The organism is Psychrilyobacter sp. (genome assembly GCF_037132775.1).
GTDB lineage: Bacteria > Fusobacteriota > Fusobacteriia > Fusobacteriales > Fusobacteriaceae > Psychrilyobacter.
Genome location: NZ_JBAHZY010000079.1, coordinates 1 through 15,369, shown reverse-complemented (window position 1 = coordinate 15,369; position 15,369 = coordinate 1). Strand labels below are relative to the sequence as shown.

Sequence of the window (15,369 nt, the reverse complement as noted above, 5' to 3'; positions counted from 1 at the left end):
TTTTCCCCCTTATTTAATATATGTTTTAATTAATTCATTATATCTTTCTCCATTAACAATCTTTTTCAACGCCTCATCTATTGTCTTCAATAATTCTGTATCCTTTTTTCCCATAGCTATCGCATAGTTTTCAGATTCTAATACATGGGTAGCTAATTTTAATCCATTATTTTTTTCTATAGTTTTACTAGCTTGCTGGTAATCTAAGATAATCATATCTATTTTTTCAGCCTGAAGTGATAATACAGCTTCATGTAATTTATTATATTTTTGTACTTCTACCCCATCTAATTTCTTAGCAAAATCATCGGCTATTGTATCACTTGTAGTTCCCATTACTACACCTATCTTCTTACCCTCTATGTCTGATTCTTGTCCTATATTTTTAGACCCTTCTCCTGCCATAATTACTTGACTTACATCAAAGTAAGGTAATGAAAAGTTTACATTTTTCTTACGAGCTTCAGTAACTGACATTCCAGCTACAATCAAGTCTATTTTCTTAGTTTGTAATGCTGGTAAAAGTCCACTAAAATCCATTCCAACCACCTTAAATTTTAATCCACTTTCCTTTTCAATTTCAGCTAATAAGTCCATATCAAACCCTACTATCTTATCCCCTTCCATATATTCAAATGGAACAAAGTTAGGTGCAGTTCCCACTATATAAACTTTTTCTCCTTCTGTTCCCGATACTTTTTCCGACCCACACCCTACTATCAGTAGAGATACCATTACCATCATTAATTTCATCATCTTTTTCATCTTTAAACCTCCTGTTTATTTTTTATTCCTTTAAAAATTCCTTGGCATCCACTATCTGTCTTTCCACCGATTCTATACTTGTTCCACCGTAACTTTTTCTTTCGTTGACACACTCCTCTATACTTATTTTTTTATTTATATCATCTTCAAATAGATCGTTGAATTCTTTAAATTCCTCTAATTTCAATTCTGATAATCTTTTTTTATTCATCTCACAGTAAACGACCAGTTCTCCGACTATTCTATGGGCTTCTCTAAATGGCAGTCCTTTTTTTGCCAAATAATCTGCCACATCGGTAGCATTTATAAACCCATTTTCAATTCCTTTCATCATATTTTTTTCATTTATCTTCATAGTAACGAGCATCTCTTTAAAGATAACCAGCGATATCTTTATGGTATCTATGGAGTCAAAAATTCCCTCCTTATCCTCCTGAGTATCCTTATTGTAGGCCAATGGCAGCCCCTTCATAACAGTCAATATTCCCATTAAATTCCCGAAGATTCTACCTGTTTTCCCACGGATAAGTTCTGCTATATCTGGATTTTTTTTCTGGGGCATAATTGAAGATCCTGTGGAATACGCATCATCCAAACTTATAAAAGAAAATTCACTTGTAGACCATATTATTATCTCCTCAGCCAGTCTAGACATATGCATAGATACCATAGAAATTATAAAATTAAGTTCAATTATAAAGTCTCTATCACTGACAGTATCCAAACTGTTTCTAGTGATCTTAGGAAATCCAAGTTCAGCAGCTACAAAATGTCTGTCAATATTATAGGTTGTTCCAGCTAATGCTCCAGCTCCTAGTGGCATTACATTGAGTCTTTTATATGAGTCTTCCAATCTATCCAAATCCCTTTTAAACATCTCATAATAAGCTAAAATATGGTGGGAAAATAAAATAGGCTGTGCTCTTTGCATGTGGGTATACCCCGGCATGATTATTTCTTTATTTTTCTCTGCTATCTCAACTAAACTATCTAATAATTCTATCAAAATTCCTTTTATAGTTACGGTTTCTTTTTTTATATACATTCGGATGTCCAGAGCTACTTGATCATTCCTGCTTCTAGCTGTATGGAGCTTCCCCCCTACATCTCCGACTAATCTTATCAACCTTTTCTCAATGGACATATGGATATCCTCGTCCTTTATATCAAAGATAAATTCCCCATATTTTATCTCATCTAATATCTGTAAAAGTCCACCCTGTATCTTTAGTTGTTCCTCTTTCCCTATGATATTTTGTTTCGCAAGCATCTTTGAATGGGCTATACTTCCCTTTATGTCTTCTTCATACATCCTCTTATCAAAATTTATAGACCCATTGAATTCCTCCAATATTTTTGCTGCTTCCTTATTAAATCGTCCACCCCAAAGTTTCATTATTCCTCCCTGAATATATTGATTTCATCTTTTTATTTATGGATTATCCACCAAAATATTTATTTAATAGTTCTTGATATTTCCCATTAGATTTTAATGCTTCTATCCCTTCATTGAGATTTTTAAGTAGTTCCGTCTGGCCTTTTTCAAGGGCTATGGCTATTCCATTTGTTCCTTTTTGCTGCTCTTTCGGTAGACTTATTTTCTTTAAGTTTTTATTGTTTTCCAAATAATAATCTGCCGTAATCTCGCCTACTATAACAGCATCTATCTTTTGTGTATTAAGCTCTAAGACTGCTCCCGTAAAAGAATTATAAAATTTTACCTCTGTACCCTTTATTTTAGAAGCGATACCTTCCTGAAAACTTCCCAGTGGTACTCCTATAATTTTACCCTTTAAATCTTCCGCTGATTGAATCTCCTTATTTTTTTTGTTTACTAAGACTGTTTGCCAACCACTATGATAGATATCAGTAAAATCTACAGCTTTTTTTCTCTCTTCTGTAGGTGACATACCGGCTATTACCATATCTATCTTCTGTGTCTGAAGTGCCGGTAATAATCCGTCAAAACTTAAGTTTTTCCATTCTATTTCATACCCTAAATTTTCAGCCAAGGCTTCCATAAACTCAATGTCAAATCCTATCATCTTTCCATTTTCAAGGTATTCATATGGCTTATATTCTGCATTGGTTCCTATATATAATTTTTTTATCTTGTTAGTTGTATTTTCTACCTCTATTTTTTGTCCACATCCAACCAATACAACCATCATTAAAATCCCAACTAAATTTATTAATTTTTTCATAATTTTTCATCTCCCTTTATTTTTTATGAGTTAAAAGAAATTCTTCTTTAATTTCTTTTAATAATTCTTCATCTACTATTATTTCCACTGCAGTCATCACCATAGATAAGATAGCTTCTTTCATCCCTTCATGAGCTTTTTCAGTTATACTAGCCTGTGCAAATTCTACACTGTGACCTATTAATTCCCTTTCACTTATAGGAAAATAAGGATGAATGACCGGGCAACAGTAACTGATATCCCCTATATCTGTAGAACCTACTTTCCCTCCGTTTTTAATCTCTTTCACACCTAAAAGCTTTAAATTTTTTATATAAGTTTCGGATAATTTTTTATTGGTTATAAGATCTTTAAAACTGTACTCATAATTTTCCATTTTCAGCCTAGTTCCTGTAGCAAGGGCTGCTCCTTCAGCACATTTCTTTACCCTCTCTGACAATATTTTTAATTCTTTATCGCTCCTACTCCTCACATAAAAATCTGCCGAACAAAAATCTGGAATTATATTGGCAGCTTCTCCTCCATTTTTAATTATTCCATGAATCCTGTCGGTTTCACAAATTTGTTGCCTCATGGCATTTATCCCATTAAAAAGAGTTATAACTCCATCCAAAGCATTTATTCCCAAATGAGGAGAACCCGCCGCATGAGCCGTCTTACCAAAATATTTAAACCTTATAGCTTCCATAGCTTGAGAACTTCCACTCTCCACATGAAATTTTCCTGTAGGGTGCGCCGACATAACTATATCTATATCTTCAAAGACCCCTGCTTTTGCCATATCTACCTTGGCTCCGTCAGTTTCCTCTGCCGGTGTCCCAAGAACTATTACTTCCCCCCCTAATTCATCTATCAATTCTTTTAATATAAGTCCTGCTCCTGTACTGGCTGTTCCCAATATATTGTGCCCACAACCATGTCCTATCTTAGGGAGTGCATCATATTCTGCTAGAAAAGCTATCTTAGGACCATCTTTTTTAGAAGTATAAGTGGCTTTAAATGCCGTCTTTATCCCTACAAATTCTTTTTCTATCTGAAACCCATTTTTTTCTAAAAGACTAGTATGGGCATCGCTTGCTTTTATTTCCTGATTCCCTAATTCTGGATTTTTATAGATATAATAATTTAATTTTATTAATTCATCTGTATGATCCGAATAAAAAATTTCTGCCTTCGTTATCATAATTTCCTCCGTTTTTTCTTATTTTTTGGTATAAAAAAGAGACCCTGCTGTTTTCAACAGAATCCCTGTTAGATTAGCATGACTTATTTCCTATTTAATTTTTATTAATCCTATTTATTTTCATTGCAATTCCTCATTTTAATTTTTTTTAAAACCATTTTTTTAATAATTTATCGTATGTACCGTTTTCTTTTAATGTTGTTAAAGCAGTATTTATTTTTTCCAATAATTCTGCATTATCCTTAGACACTGCCATTGCATATTCTTCTTTCTCTCCCTCTGCAGAAGTAATTTTTATACCCTCGTTATTTTTTACAAAATTCTTAGCTGGTTCCCCATCCAATACCACCGCATCTATCTTTCCTTCCTTTAAATCCATGATAGCTACATATCCTGCATTATATTTTTTTACTTCTACCCCATCTATCTCACTGACAACCACATCTCCTGTAAATCCTAATATTACTCCTACTTTCTTCCCTTTTAATTCCTCAAAATTTGAGATATCTTCTGCACCTTCAGCAATTATAATCACTTGATTCGCTTTATAATATGTTTCACTGAAGTTTACAGCTTTCTTTCTTTCCTCAGTAGCCGTCATCCCTGCTATTATCATATCCACTTTTTTAGCCTGCAATGCTGGTAATAAACCGTCAAAAGCCATATCTTTAATCTCTACCTCTATCCCTATCTCCTTTGATATTTCTGCCATCAGATCCATATCAAATCCCACAGTTTTTCCATTTTCTAAATATTCAAAGGGAGCGAACTCAGCATTGGTTCCCACGTAGATCTTTTCTATCTTTTCTTTGCTGTTATTTCCACAAGCTACCATAAATATTCCTATTATTGCCACTACCATCATCTTCATCATTTTATTTATTTTCATTTTCTTCCTCCATTTTATAATTAAGTTTATTTTTTAATGATTTAATACCTTATCTAAAAATTCTTTGGTTCTCTCATGTGTAGGGGCTTCAAAGAACTCTTTGGGAGCAGCATCTTCTAATATAACACCATAGTCCATGAAGAATACTCTGTTAGCTACACTTTTGGCAAATCCCATCTCATGGGTTACAACTATCATGGTCATTCCAGATTTCGCCAGATCTCTGATTACATCCAGTACCTCCCTTACCATTTCGGGATCCAGAGCTGAAGTCGGTTCATCGAACAAAAGTATGTCCGGTTCCATAGCTAAGGCTCTTGCTATGGCAATCCTTTGTTTCTGCCCTCCCGATAATGAATCTGGATAAGAGTTTTCTTTATCTTCCAAACCTACTCTTTTCAATAATTTTTTTGCCTTTTCTATTACCTCTTCCTTTTTTATTTTTTTGACCTTAATAGGTGCCAGCATTAAATTTTCCAGTACCGTTTTGTGAGGAAATAGATTGAAGTGCTGAAATACCATCCCTACATTTTCTCTGACCTTGTTTATGTCAACTTTGGGATCAGTTATATCTTTTCCCTCTATAACTACATTTCCCGAAGTTATCTCTTCTAGCATATTAATACATCTTAAGAAAGTAGATTTCCCCGATCCAGAAGGCCCTATTACTGCGACTACCTCACCCTTATTTATCTCCTTTGTTATTCCCTTCAATACCTCTAAACTTCCAAAATTTTTATGTAAATTTTTTATTTTAATCATTAATTTTTCACCTTCTCCTCTATCTTTCTCATAAATTTAGTAAATAAACCAGTTAATATCAGATAGATCATTCCCACTGCCAGGAGCGGTTCTATACCTCTATAGGTTTGACTGGTAATTATATTCGCTGATCTAAGTAAATCTACTCCTCCAATAAATCCTACTATAGAAGTTTCCTTTAAAAGTGTGATGAACTCACTTACTAGAGTCGGTAAAATTTTTCTCACTGCCTGAGGTACTATTACCTCCTTCATTGTAACAAAATAATTCATTCCAAGAGCTCTTGCTGCTTCACTCTGACCCTTATCCAGCCCTTCTATTCCTGCTCTTATTATTTCTGCTACATATGCTGCACTATTTAATCCAAAAGCTAATCCTGCTACTACTAATATTGGTACATCTCGGAGTGATCCCACAAAGATTACATTAGCTAAAACCATTAATTGAACCACAGCCGGTGTTCCACGAATTAAATCAATATAGATCAGTGCCCCTTGAGACAATGGATTAAATTTATTTTTAAATGGATAAAATTGACTCAGTCTACAGAGTGCTAACACTACTCCTAATACTATTCCAATTATCGCTGCTAAGATTGTTACGTTGATGGAAAATAATAAACCTTTCAGGATATACATATATCTATCTCCCTCTATAAATATCCCCTTCAGTGTTTCTAAGTATGCCATTTTGCTCCTCCTAATTTTACTGTTTAATAAAAAAATCCCAAAATATGTAGTTATACTACAGACCTTGGGATAAAAAAAGCCGTCATATTAATTGACGGCTGTAATTTAAATACTAATTATACTCATAGAGATATAGTTATACTATCTCTAATCTTTGCAAAAAAGTCTATCCGAAGATCAGCCTGTTTATAAATTTAGTTGGGTGTGATTTTCTTCTCCTTATCCTACTGTTCATTAACATGACTGGTCCTCCTCTTTTTTTAATTTATTCTTTACTTTATTTAAAGATATTCTATCACAACTTATTTCATCTGGTCAACTTTTTTTTAAAAATTTTTTTTTTATAACACCTTTTCAAACCTAGCTATTTCTTGGATTCTATAGCCATCATCTATTATGAATTTACCTTTTTTACCCCAGTCTTCAGAGTCCAATAGAGCCTTTCCATAAAAATCTACAAATTTAAATCTATAGTTGGAAGAATAGATCTCAAAGGAAAAATTTCCCTTTAAAAGATCTATTATGTCCACCAACCTGTCCAATAATTTTTTAGACCTTCTAAAAAAAACATTTAAAATAAGTTCTCTTTCATCCTTTGAACTAATCTTTAGGTCCTCCAACATGGAATTTAAAATAAAAAAATTATCTATTTTCCCAATAAATTTTATTTTAAAGTCATCTCTTTTAAAATTATCTTCATCCAAGACTTTCATTATGCAAGATCTTTAGTTCTTTTAATTGGGCAAAGGTCTCCACACATGGTACAAGTTTCTCCATCTCTAGGTTGAGATGATTTTCTATATGCCTTTGCTTTTATAGGATCGATACATAGATCTAACATCTTATCCCAGTTTAATTCCCCACGAGCCTTACTCATAGCATTATCCCACTCCATGGCTCCTGGTATTTGTTTGGCTATATCCCCTGCATGAGCTGCTATTCTACAAGCTATTATTCCCTCTTTCATATCATCTAAATCTGGTAATTTCAGATGTTCTGCTGGGGTTACATAACAAAGAAAATCTGCTCCACTTGCTGCAGCTATAGCTCCACCAATAGCTGCAGTTATATGATCGTATCCCGGGGCGATATCTGTAACAAGCGGTCCCAATACATAAAATGGTGCTCCATGACATAATTTTTTCTCCAATTGCATATTAGAAGCTATCTCATGTAGTGGTACATGACCAGGTCCCTCTATCATTACCTGTACATCCCTTGCCCATGCTTTTTTTGTCAATTCTCCCAAAAATAATAACTCTTGAATTTGGGGAGCATCTGTTGAATCCTTTATACTTCCTGGTCTGAGTCCATCTCCTAAACTAAGAGTTACATCATGCTCTACACAGATATCCAGCAGCCTGTCGTAATGCTCATAAAATGGATTTTCTTTATTATTTAATTTCATCCACTCATATAAGATCGCTCCTCCACGACTTACAATCTTAGTCAGTCTAGGATTGTTATCTACCCTCTCTACACATACTTGATTTAATCCAGCATGGATAGTCAGAAAATCTATTCCATTTTTTGCATGCTCTTCCACTACATCAAATAAATCGTCTACCGTCATATCCTTTATGTTTTTACCATATTTTGCTACTGCATCATACATCGGTACAGTTCCCAACATTACATCAGAATACTCTATTAACTTAGTTCTAAATTCATTAGTAGCTCCAAAAATACTTAAATCCATGATAGCGTCGGCTTTATATTCCAATGCTTTTATTACCTTTTCAAACTCTAAATCTAAATCATATGAATCTTCTGATACTCCTAAGTTTACATTTACTTTAGTCCTCATCCCTTCTCCAACGGCTATTCCCCTGAGAGATTTATGATTTTTATTGGCAGGTATTACAATCTTTCCCTCACTCATCTTTTGAAGCAATGTTTTTTCATCTATAGCTTCAGATGCCAGTACATCTCTCATCTCCTTTGTTATTATTCCCTTTTTAGCTGCATTCATCTGTGTTGTATAATTATTCATCCTATCCCCCTATAATATTTTTTAATCTTTTAATTTTTTTCACAATATTTTCTGCCCCTACTATCTCACTTACCAGACATATGCTAGTTGCTCCTAATTTTTTTACCTCTTCAATATTGCTTTCTTTTATCCCACCAATGGCTACAAATGGTAAGTTTATATTCTTTACCACCTCCTCTAAATATCCCAGCCCTACGGGATCTTTTTCCTTTGTAGTAGTCTTGAATATAGGTCCTACTCCAATGTAGTCAGCTCCATCTAATACAGCTTTCTTGGCATGTTCCAAACAATGAGTAGATTTACCAATTATCTTATCTTCTCCAATTAACTTTCTCACATGGGATATATCCATATCATCCTGCCCCACATGAACCCCGTCTGCATCCACTAAAATAGCTATATCTACATGGTCATTGACTATAAAAGTAACATCATTTGCACGACACAAACTTCTTATCTCAATAATTTCTTCTACCTTTTCCCTTATGGATTTTTCCTTTTCTCTATATTGGATTATTTTTATCCCGCCATCAATCATAGATTTTACACAGTCTATATTAGATCTTCCAACAGCAAATTTTTCTCCTGTAATCCCATATATCCCATGAGGTAGAGTTCTTTTAGTTTTTTTCATAATATCCACCCTCATTCATAACAATATTAGCCATCATAGAAGCTACTATCAAAACCTTAGGAGAATAAGTTTTATATTCTTCTATTCCTTTTTTAAAATCTCCAACTACATATATATTGTCTCCAAATTTTTTGGTTGAAATATCATCTAAATCATGGTGGGCTATGCCAGAAGCTGAGACAATAAGTTTATTAGAACTATGAAATTCCTCTATCAGTAACTTTTTATATTCCTTTTTATCAAAGGCTTCCACCAAGATATCACAGTCACCAAAGAGTTCTTTTATATTTTTTTTTTCAATTTTTTCATCTATAATTTCCAGATCTAAATCAGGTGCTATCCTCTCTAAATTTTCCTTTAAGGCCTCAACCTTAGACCTACCGATTTGATCATGAAAATAAAACTGCCTATTGAGGTTTGAAAGCTCTATCCTGTCAAAGTCAGCTATCTTCAGATTGGATACCCCGCTTCTCACCAGGTTTACCGCCACATTTGATCCTATCCCACCAGCTCCTAAAATACCTATCTTCACACAATCAACTCCCAATCTTTATGGACTACTTGATAACCTCGGGCTCTTATGGCTTTTTCCGTCTCTTTCACACTTCTGTTATCTGAGATTTCAAATTGTGGTGTTGATTTTTCTAAGTCGCTATATGCACCTACATTGGTTTTAGATCCTGCTGAAAATTTAGTCACTCCAAGTCCGATTAGATTATCCCTAAATTCAGCCACTTCCCTGGTGGAAATATTTATCCCCGCCTTAGGCAGAAATAATCTATAGGCCAAGACAAATTGAACAAAACTAGGATCATCTAAGATATACTTACTCTTATAACCTCCCTCTGCCTCATTTATTCTAGGCAGCGAGATGGAAAATTCACTGTTTAAATATTTATCTGTAAGATATTTGGCATGAAGTCCCGATAAATAAGCTTCCTTTCTCAGATTTCCCAATCCAAATAATGTACCTATATTTATACTTCGAAGTCCTGCACGAGCTCCCCTTTCTGGAGTATCCAGCCTCCACATATAGTCTGACTTTTTCCCTCCCAGATGGACATCTTTATAAATTTTTTCATCATAAACTTCCTGATATATAGTCAGCCCATCTACTCCTATTTCACCTAATTTTCTATATTCTTCGGTGCTCAATGGATATATTTCTATGACTACAGAATCAAAATATTTTTTCAATATTTTTACAGCATCCTCTATATAATCTACTCCCACTAGCCCTTCGGCTTCCCCTGTTAAAAGGAGGATATGTCTTATCCCCGTTTTTGAAATTTCCACTGCTTCAGCCTCTATCTCGTTTAGTTTAAGGTGTTTTCTGTCTATCTTATTATTTTTATTAAATCCACAGTAGGTACATTCATTAGTACAGTAATTTGATATATACATGGGGATATATAGACTTATTATCTTCCCAAACTGCTGTACACTCCTCCTTTGAGCAACCTTTGCCATCTCCTCTAGATGATCCTTGGCCTTTGGAGATAATAGATTTAAAAAATCAAACTTAGTTAATTTTTCTTTCCCTATAGATTTTTTTATCTCTTCATGGGTAATTTCTTTCAGGTATTTTTCCATATCAAAATCTTTAAATCTTTCTATCTCACTATAAAACGACATTTCTCCTCCTATTTTTTTACTAAACCACATTAATTATTATGTAAAAAACCTGTCAGTGGTGACGAGGCATTGGCATATCTACTTTCCTCTGCCATCTTAGCTTTATATGCCATCCTACCTGCTTTTACTGCCATTGCAAAGGCTTTCCCCATATCTGATGGATTGGGAGAACAGGCTATTGCAGTGTTCACAAGGACTGCTGCTGCTCCCATTTCCATAGCTGCTGCTGCCTGAGATGGTTTCCCTATCCCTGCATCTACTATGATGGGCAGATCTATATTTTCTATCATTATCTCTATCATTGCCTTGGTTTCAATTCCACGATTTGATCCTATAGGAGACCCCAAAGGCATTACTGCTGCTGCTCCAGCTTCTTTTAACCTTTGCCCTGCTATTAGATCTGGAGTCATATAGGGCAGGACTATAAATCCTTCATCTGCCAATACCTTAGTTGCTTTTATCGTTTCTGCATTATCCGGCATAAGATACTTCATATCGTTTATTACCTCGATTTTAATAAAGTTTCCGCATCCTGCTGCTCTTGCTATCCTTGCTATTTTCACAGCTTCCTCGGCATTTCTGGCTCCTGATGTATTGGGTAATAGAGTAATATTTTTAGGAATATAATTTAATATATTTTCATCCTTATTATTAAAGTTTACCCTTCTAAGTGCCATGGTTATTATCTCTGACCCACTTGCTTTCAGCATCTTTGGTATCTCATCTTTCGAAGAAAATTTACCTGTTCCTGTCAATAATCTGCTCTCAAATTCCACTCCGCCTAATATTAATTTATCCATCTCTATCCCCCCGATACAAAATATAATACTTCTACACTGTCTTTTACACTCAAATTACTTGTCGTCCAAAGTTCTTTTTTCACGATTTCATCGTTATGCAGGATCACCACACCATCACTATCTAACCCAAAACTTTTTATCAGATCATAGATATTCCCTGCTTCTATTTTTTTCACTTCACCATTTAAAGTTATCTCCATCTGTCCCCCTATAATCTTTATATAATAAAAAAACCGCATACCCACAGGTATACGGTTATAATCATTCTCTAAAAAAATATAACTTACTATTAATTTTATAAAAAAATCTCCGCTTTCCTACGCTAGTGCTAACTAGATTCAGGTTCAAAGGGTCAGTAATTATACTTCTCAGCCATATGGCTCCCCCAGCTATCTATTCAATTGTCTCTTGTCTCTTGTCTCTTGTCTCTTATCTCTTATCTCTTATCTCTTATCTTAATTTAAGTCTATATATATTTTCTATTTTTGTCAACCTTTTTTTAAAATCTATATTTTATCTGTGTATGCATAGTATCAGCATCCTTTTACTTTATTTGGATCATTTTTTCTTTTATTTCTACCATTTTTTGAAACACTTCTATTGAAATTTCTCCTGTTCCTAGATCTATCCCTGCTCTATGTAACCCGTGAAAATCCGATCCTCCAGTTAAAATAAATTCTTTTTTTTTGGCTTTTTTCAGAAGCTTCTTCCGTTTTTTTATGTCTATATTTGGATAATATAGTTCCAATCCATCCAATCCATTTTTTACCAATTTATCTATTATATTCACCACTGTATCATCCGAATGGGATATGAGATGAGGATGAGCCAGGATAACCACAGCTCCATTAGCTTTTAGTTTTTTTACCACCTCTACCATATCCACTCCTACCTTGGGGACGTATGCAGGTTTCCCATCTCCTAGATACCTGTCAAATACCTCATTCATGGTAGCTGCAAAGCCTTTTTTTATAATCATCTTGGCTATATGAGGTCTCCCGATTACATTTCCAAGGACTTCACCTTCTACTTCAGCTAAGCTTATCTCTATCCCCAACTTACTTAATTTTTTTAGCATCTCTAAAGTTCTATCGTGTCTTTTCTCCTGCAAATTTTTCAGCCATCCCAAAAATGCTTCATCCTCTAAATTTAAAAGATATCCCAGTATATGGATATCTTTACTCAAAAAATTTGCTGAAACTTCTATCCCATTCACAAAGGTTATTCCTACTTTTTCAGCTTCTAGTCTTCCTTCTTTCAGCCCATCGACATTATCATGATCGGTGATAGCCATTACTTCTATATTATTATTTTTAGCTAGTTCTACCAGTTGTGTAGGAGTCAGTGTCCCGTCTGAAAACGTAGAATGCATATGTAAATCTATCATGATCTTCCCCCTTTAATGTTTCATCCTTTCACATATCTGCTCTAATTCATCATCTATATAGACCGCATCTATCAGATCATCCATCCATGAATGTCTCTCCTCTATCTCGGAAATCATATGAATTGCTGCTGCTTTCACTGTGTTTTCCTCACTCCAGATTGCATGGTTTAAAAACCTCAGATCATTCTCGCCGGCTTCATTTAATTTTTTTATTGTATTTTTACATTCATCACACACATGAATACACCTCTCTAAATCAGCTTCGTCTTCTGTTTTCCCTACTTCATATACACTGAGACTTCTACCTGATTCTCCACATAATTCACAGGCTGATTTAGATCTTCTCACCATTTCTTTCCCAAATTCGGTTACATTATTTTTTCTGCCTTTACTTCTACCTGTCCATTTAGCCATGACCCCGTCTCCTTTTTAATTTCTTATTCCCATCTAGTATTATATCATAAACAACATAAAAAAATTAGTAATTAAATTGGATACTATAGGAAATTTATCGGAATACAGAGATAAACTTCTTAAATAAAAATTTTATTTGCTTATCTCATTGACAGGGTTTAGACTAGTTTTTTTGCCCATGATAAGTGTTAAAATATAACTTATATCTCTTTTCTTTTTTAAAGGAAATAACATTAAAGATGGATATAAATATAGAGTGAATATTTAAAAAAAATGGTGACATAAATAAAGTTGAATAATCAAAATGTTGCGTTAAACATAAATTTATTGTTCCTAAAAGACAAAGTTTATGGAGGTTATTATGAAATCAAATACTAATAAAAGTTATATTTCTTCTTACTTAGCTCTTTTTATTGGATTTTTATTATCCTGTTTAATATTTTATGAAATTAAAAATTTGAAGATTAGATTTATACATGGAAAATTATTTTTCTTAAATGAATTTATAAAGTGGGATTGGACAATTTTTATTTTTTTGAACTTAATAACTATAATATTTAGTAGATCAATCTATAATAAAATTACATATACTAATAAAATAGAAAATTTAATCAAGAAATCTGTAGAGGATGAAAAAAAATTAAGACTGTCTACTCACATTATAGAAAATATACCTGAGGGTGTAATAGTTACAGATAAATATAATAAAATTATTTCTGTAAACGATTCATTTTTAAAAACTACCGGGTATAAAAAAAGGGATTTAATTGGATCTAACCCTAAAATTTTAAATTCAAATCACCATAACCCATTTTTCTATAAAGAAATGTGGAATTCTATTAAATATAAAGGGGGGGGTGGCGGAGTGAAATATGGGACAGAAGAAAAAATGGTAAAATCCACCCTGAATGGTTGAATATAATAACAGTGCGAAATAAGAAGAAGAGAAATAACATTGATTATCATGTTGGTATGTTTTCAGATCTTTCAAATCAAGAACATATAAGAAAACAAATTCAACATCTAGCATATTATGATTCATTGACAGATCTTCCAAACAGAGAATTATTTAATAGCAGAGCAAAAAAAATAATTATAGACGCTGACCTGGAGAAAACCAAGGTAGCTTTTATGTTCTTAGATTTAGATAGATTTAAAAATATAAATGATGCTTTAGGACATTCTTCAGGTGATGAGCTTTTAAAAAAAGTTGCGAATTCTTTAAAAGAAGTAACACTTGAAGATGAAATCGTCTCAAGATTTGGTGGAGATGAATTTGTAATTCTTATACCAGATTTCGATTTAATAGATGATTTAAATAAACGAATAATAAGTATATCAAATGTGTTTCAATCTGCTTTTAATATTGATGAAAAAGAACTTTTCATCACTTCTAGTATAGGTATAAGCCTTTATCCTTTAAATGGTGAATCTTTAGATGAGCTTCTCAAAAATGCGGATACAGCAATGTATTTTGCTAAAAAATCCGGGAAAAATAATTTTAAATTTTATACAGAAAATATGAATTCTAAATTTTTGAAAAATCTTGACCTTGAAAATAAAATGAGACAGGCATTACATAATGAGGAGTTTTATCTAGAGTATCAACCGCAGGTAAGTACAGTCACAAAAAAAATTATTTCTTGTGAAGCACTTATTCGTTGGAATAGCCCTGAATTTGGGACTATCTCACCGGATGAGTTTATAAGTATAGCGGAAGATAGTGGGTTTATTATTCCTATAACAAGATGGATCTTAGAAAAAGTTTTTTATGAAGGGCGGTGAGTCTTGTCAAGCACACCACCACATATTTTCAAGGAAAACTTCATTTGCAGTAAAATAATTTAATACTTTTCGCGGTCTATTTCTAATTTTTTCTACAGTTCTTTCTAACTCATCATCTGGTATTTCTGAAAAAACTGTTCCCTTTGGATATGTTTGTCTCAACACTCCATTAAAATTTTCATTGCTACCTTTTTCCCACGGCGAATAAGGATTACAGAAGTAAACATCA

Annotated in this window: 18 protein-coding genes, 1 pseudogene and 1 riboswitch; of the genes and pseudogenes, 2 read left to right on the top strand and 17 right to left on the bottom strand. The window is 33.4% G+C overall.

Translation table 11 applies throughout. The features are described 5' to 3' along the window. Positions 1-9 precede the first annotated feature (9 nt). The 16 genes from V5784_RS05415 to V5784_RS05340 all read right to left on the bottom strand — a co-directional run bounded on the left by V5784_RS05415 (position 10) and on the right by V5784_RS05340 (position 13,355). On the bottom strand, positions 10-765 hold the full coding sequence (locus V5784_RS05415) for a transporter substrate-binding domain-containing protein (RefSeq protein ID WP_336888024.1): 756 nt from the start codon (positions 763-765) through the stop codon (positions 10-12). A gap of 22 nt (positions 766-787) precedes the next feature. After that, positions 788-2,161, bottom strand: a complete 1,374-nt coding sequence (argH, locus tag V5784_RS05410) for an argininosuccinate lyase (protein ID WP_336888023.1) — start codon at positions 2,159-2,161, stop codon at positions 788-790. Positions 2,162-2,204: 43 nt separating this feature from the next. Then, on the bottom strand, positions 2,205-2,969 hold the full coding sequence (locus V5784_RS05405) for a basic amino acid ABC transporter substrate-binding protein (RefSeq protein ID WP_336888022.1): 765 nt from the start codon (positions 2,967-2,969) through the stop codon (positions 2,205-2,207). 16 nt (positions 2,970-2,985) lie between these two features. Further along, entirely contained in the window at positions 2,986-4,152 is a 1,167-nt protein-coding gene (locus V5784_RS05400) for a M20 family metallopeptidase (RefSeq protein ID WP_336888021.1), read from the bottom strand. A 148-nt stretch (positions 4,153-4,300) separates the two neighbouring features. Further along, positions 4,301-5,035 (bottom strand): basic amino acid ABC transporter substrate-binding protein, encoded by a 735-nt coding sequence (locus V5784_RS05395; RefSeq protein WP_336888041.1) that lies wholly within the window; start codon positions 5,033-5,035, stop codon positions 4,301-4,303. 39 nt (positions 5,036-5,074) lie between these two features. Next, positions 5,075-5,803, bottom strand: coding sequence for an amino acid ABC transporter ATP-binding protein (locus V5784_RS05390; RefSeq protein ID WP_336888020.1), 729 nt, complete (start codon positions 5,801-5,803; stop codon positions 5,075-5,077). After that, complete coding sequence (locus tag V5784_RS05385) at positions 5,803-6,492, bottom strand: amino acid ABC transporter permease (RefSeq protein WP_336888019.1); 690 nt, start codon at positions 6,490-6,492, stop codon at positions 5,803-5,805. Before V5784_RS05385 ends, V5784_RS05390 begins: the two co-directional genes overlap by 1 nt. Before the next feature lie 341 nt (positions 6,493-6,833). Beyond that, positions 6,834-7,205 (bottom strand): hypothetical protein, encoded by a 372-nt coding sequence (locus V5784_RS05380; RefSeq protein ID WP_336888018.1) that lies wholly within the window; start codon positions 7,203-7,205, stop codon positions 6,834-6,836. Continuing rightward, entirely contained in the window at positions 7,205-8,485 is a 1,281-nt protein-coding gene (gene thiC, locus V5784_RS05375) for a phosphomethylpyrimidine synthase ThiC (RefSeq protein WP_336888017.1), read from the bottom strand. Before thiC ends, V5784_RS05380 begins: the two co-directional genes overlap by 1 nt. 1 nt (position 8,486) lies before the next feature. After that, complete coding sequence (gene thiE, locus V5784_RS05370) at positions 8,487-9,119, bottom strand: thiamine phosphate synthase (RefSeq protein WP_336888016.1); 633 nt, start codon at positions 9,117-9,119, stop codon at positions 8,487-8,489. Then, on the bottom strand, positions 9,106-9,651 hold the full coding sequence (thiF, locus tag V5784_RS05365) for a sulfur carrier protein ThiS adenylyltransferase ThiF (RefSeq protein ID WP_336888015.1): 546 nt from the start codon (positions 9,649-9,651) through the stop codon (positions 9,106-9,108). The genes thiE and thiF overlap by 14 nt, the downstream gene beginning before the upstream one ends. Next, complete coding sequence (gene thiH / locus V5784_RS05360) at positions 9,648-10,754, bottom strand: 2-iminoacetate synthase ThiH (protein ID WP_336888014.1); 1,107 nt, start codon at positions 10,752-10,754, stop codon at positions 9,648-9,650. Before thiH ends, thiF begins: the two co-directional genes overlap by 4 nt. Positions 10,755-10,783: 29 nt before the next feature. Further along, positions 10,784-11,554, bottom strand: a complete 771-nt coding sequence (locus V5784_RS05355) for a thiazole synthase (RefSeq protein WP_336888013.1) — start codon at positions 11,552-11,554, stop codon at positions 10,784-10,786. A 2-nt stretch (positions 11,555-11,556) separates the two neighbouring features. Further along, entirely contained in the window at positions 11,557-11,754 is a 198-nt protein-coding gene (thiS, locus tag V5784_RS05350; protein WP_336888012.1) for a sulfur carrier protein ThiS, read from the bottom strand. A 97-nt stretch (positions 11,755-11,851) separates the two neighbouring features. After that, positions 11,852-11,951, bottom strand: a riboswitch (TPP riboswitch). 147 nt (positions 11,952-12,098) lie between these two features. Beyond that, complete coding sequence (locus V5784_RS05345) at positions 12,099-12,941, bottom strand: PHP domain-containing protein (RefSeq protein WP_336888011.1); 843 nt, start codon at positions 12,939-12,941, stop codon at positions 12,099-12,101. Between the two features lie 12 nt (positions 12,942-12,953). Further along, positions 12,954-13,355 carry a PhnA protein gene (locus tag V5784_RS05340; RefSeq protein WP_336888010.1) on the bottom strand — a complete coding sequence of 134 codons (402 nt, stop codon included), beginning with the start codon at positions 13,353-13,355 and terminating at the stop codon, positions 12,954-12,956. A gap of 361 nt (positions 13,356-13,716) precedes the next feature. Between V5784_RS05340 and V5784_RS05335 the strand changes: the two genes are divergently transcribed. Further along, positions 13,717-14,271 (top strand): PAS domain S-box protein, encoded by a 555-nt coding sequence (locus V5784_RS05335; protein ID WP_336888009.1) that lies wholly within the window; start codon positions 13,717-13,719, stop codon positions 14,269-14,271. An 11-nt stretch (positions 14,272-14,282) separates the two neighbouring features. Further along, positions 14,283-15,140, top strand: coding sequence for a diguanylate cyclase (locus V5784_RS05330; protein ID WP_336888008.1), 858 nt, complete (start codon positions 14,283-14,285; stop codon positions 15,138-15,140). A 6-nt stretch (positions 15,141-15,146) separates the two neighbouring features. Here the strand turns inward: V5784_RS05330 and V5784_RS05325 are convergent. Further along, positions 15,147-15,369, bottom strand: a pseudogene (locus V5784_RS05325) (IS30 family transposase); the annotation flags it as partial.

Excerpts from the sequence above, each read along its gene's own strand:
- thiC (WP_336888017.1), bottom strand. The coding sequence starts at position 8,485 with ATGAATAATTATACAACACAGATGAATGCAGCTAAAAAGGGAATAATA.
- V5784_RS05355 (WP_336888013.1), bottom strand. The coding sequence starts at position 11,554 with ATGGATAAATTAATATTAGGCGGAGTGGAATTTGAGAGCAGATTATTG.
- thiE (WP_336888016.1), bottom strand. The coding sequence starts at position 9,119 with ATGAAAAAAACTAAAAGAACTCTACCTCATGGGATATATGGGATTACA.
- V5784_RS05385 (WP_336888019.1), bottom strand. The coding sequence starts at position 6,492 with ATGGCATACTTAGAAACACTGAAGGGGATATTTATAGAGGGAGATAGA.
- thiH (WP_336888014.1), bottom strand. The coding sequence starts at position 10,754 with ATGTCGTTTTATAGTGAGATAGAAAGATTTAAAGATTTTGATATGGAA.
- argH (WP_336888023.1), bottom strand. The coding sequence starts at position 2,161 with ATGAAACTTTGGGGTGGACGATTTAATAAGGAAGCAGCAAAAATATTG.
- V5784_RS05390 (WP_336888020.1), bottom strand. The coding sequence starts at position 5,803 with ATGATTAAAATAAAAAATTTACATAAAAATTTTGGAAGTTTAGAGGTA.
- V5784_RS05335 (WP_336888009.1), top strand. The coding sequence starts at position 13,717 with ATGAAATCAAATACTAATAAAAGTTATATTTCTTCTTACTTAGCTCTT.
- V5784_RS05405 (WP_336888022.1), bottom strand. The coding sequence starts at position 2,969 with ATGAAAAAATTAATAAATTTAGTTGGGATTTTAATGATGGTTGTATTG.
- V5784_RS05400 (WP_336888021.1), bottom strand. The coding sequence starts at position 4,152 with ATGATAACGAAGGCAGAAATTTTTTATTCGGATCATACAGATGAATTA.
- V5784_RS05415 (WP_336888024.1), bottom strand. The coding sequence starts at position 765 with ATGAAAAAGATGATGAAATTAATGATGGTAATGGTATCTCTACTGATA.
- thiS (WP_336888012.1), bottom strand. The coding sequence starts at position 11,754 with ATGGAGATAACTTTAAATGGTGAAGTGAAAAAAATAGAAGCAGGGAAT.
- V5784_RS05345 (WP_336888011.1), bottom strand. The coding sequence starts at position 12,941 with ATGATAGATTTACATATGCATTCTACGTTTTCAGACGGGACACTGACT.
- V5784_RS05340 (WP_336888010.1), bottom strand. The coding sequence starts at position 13,355 with ATGGCTAAATGGACAGGTAGAAGTAAAGGCAGAAAAAATAATGTAACC.
- V5784_RS05380 (WP_336888018.1), bottom strand. The coding sequence starts at position 7,205 with ATGAAAGTCTTGGATGAAGATAATTTTAAAAGAGATGACTTTAAAATA.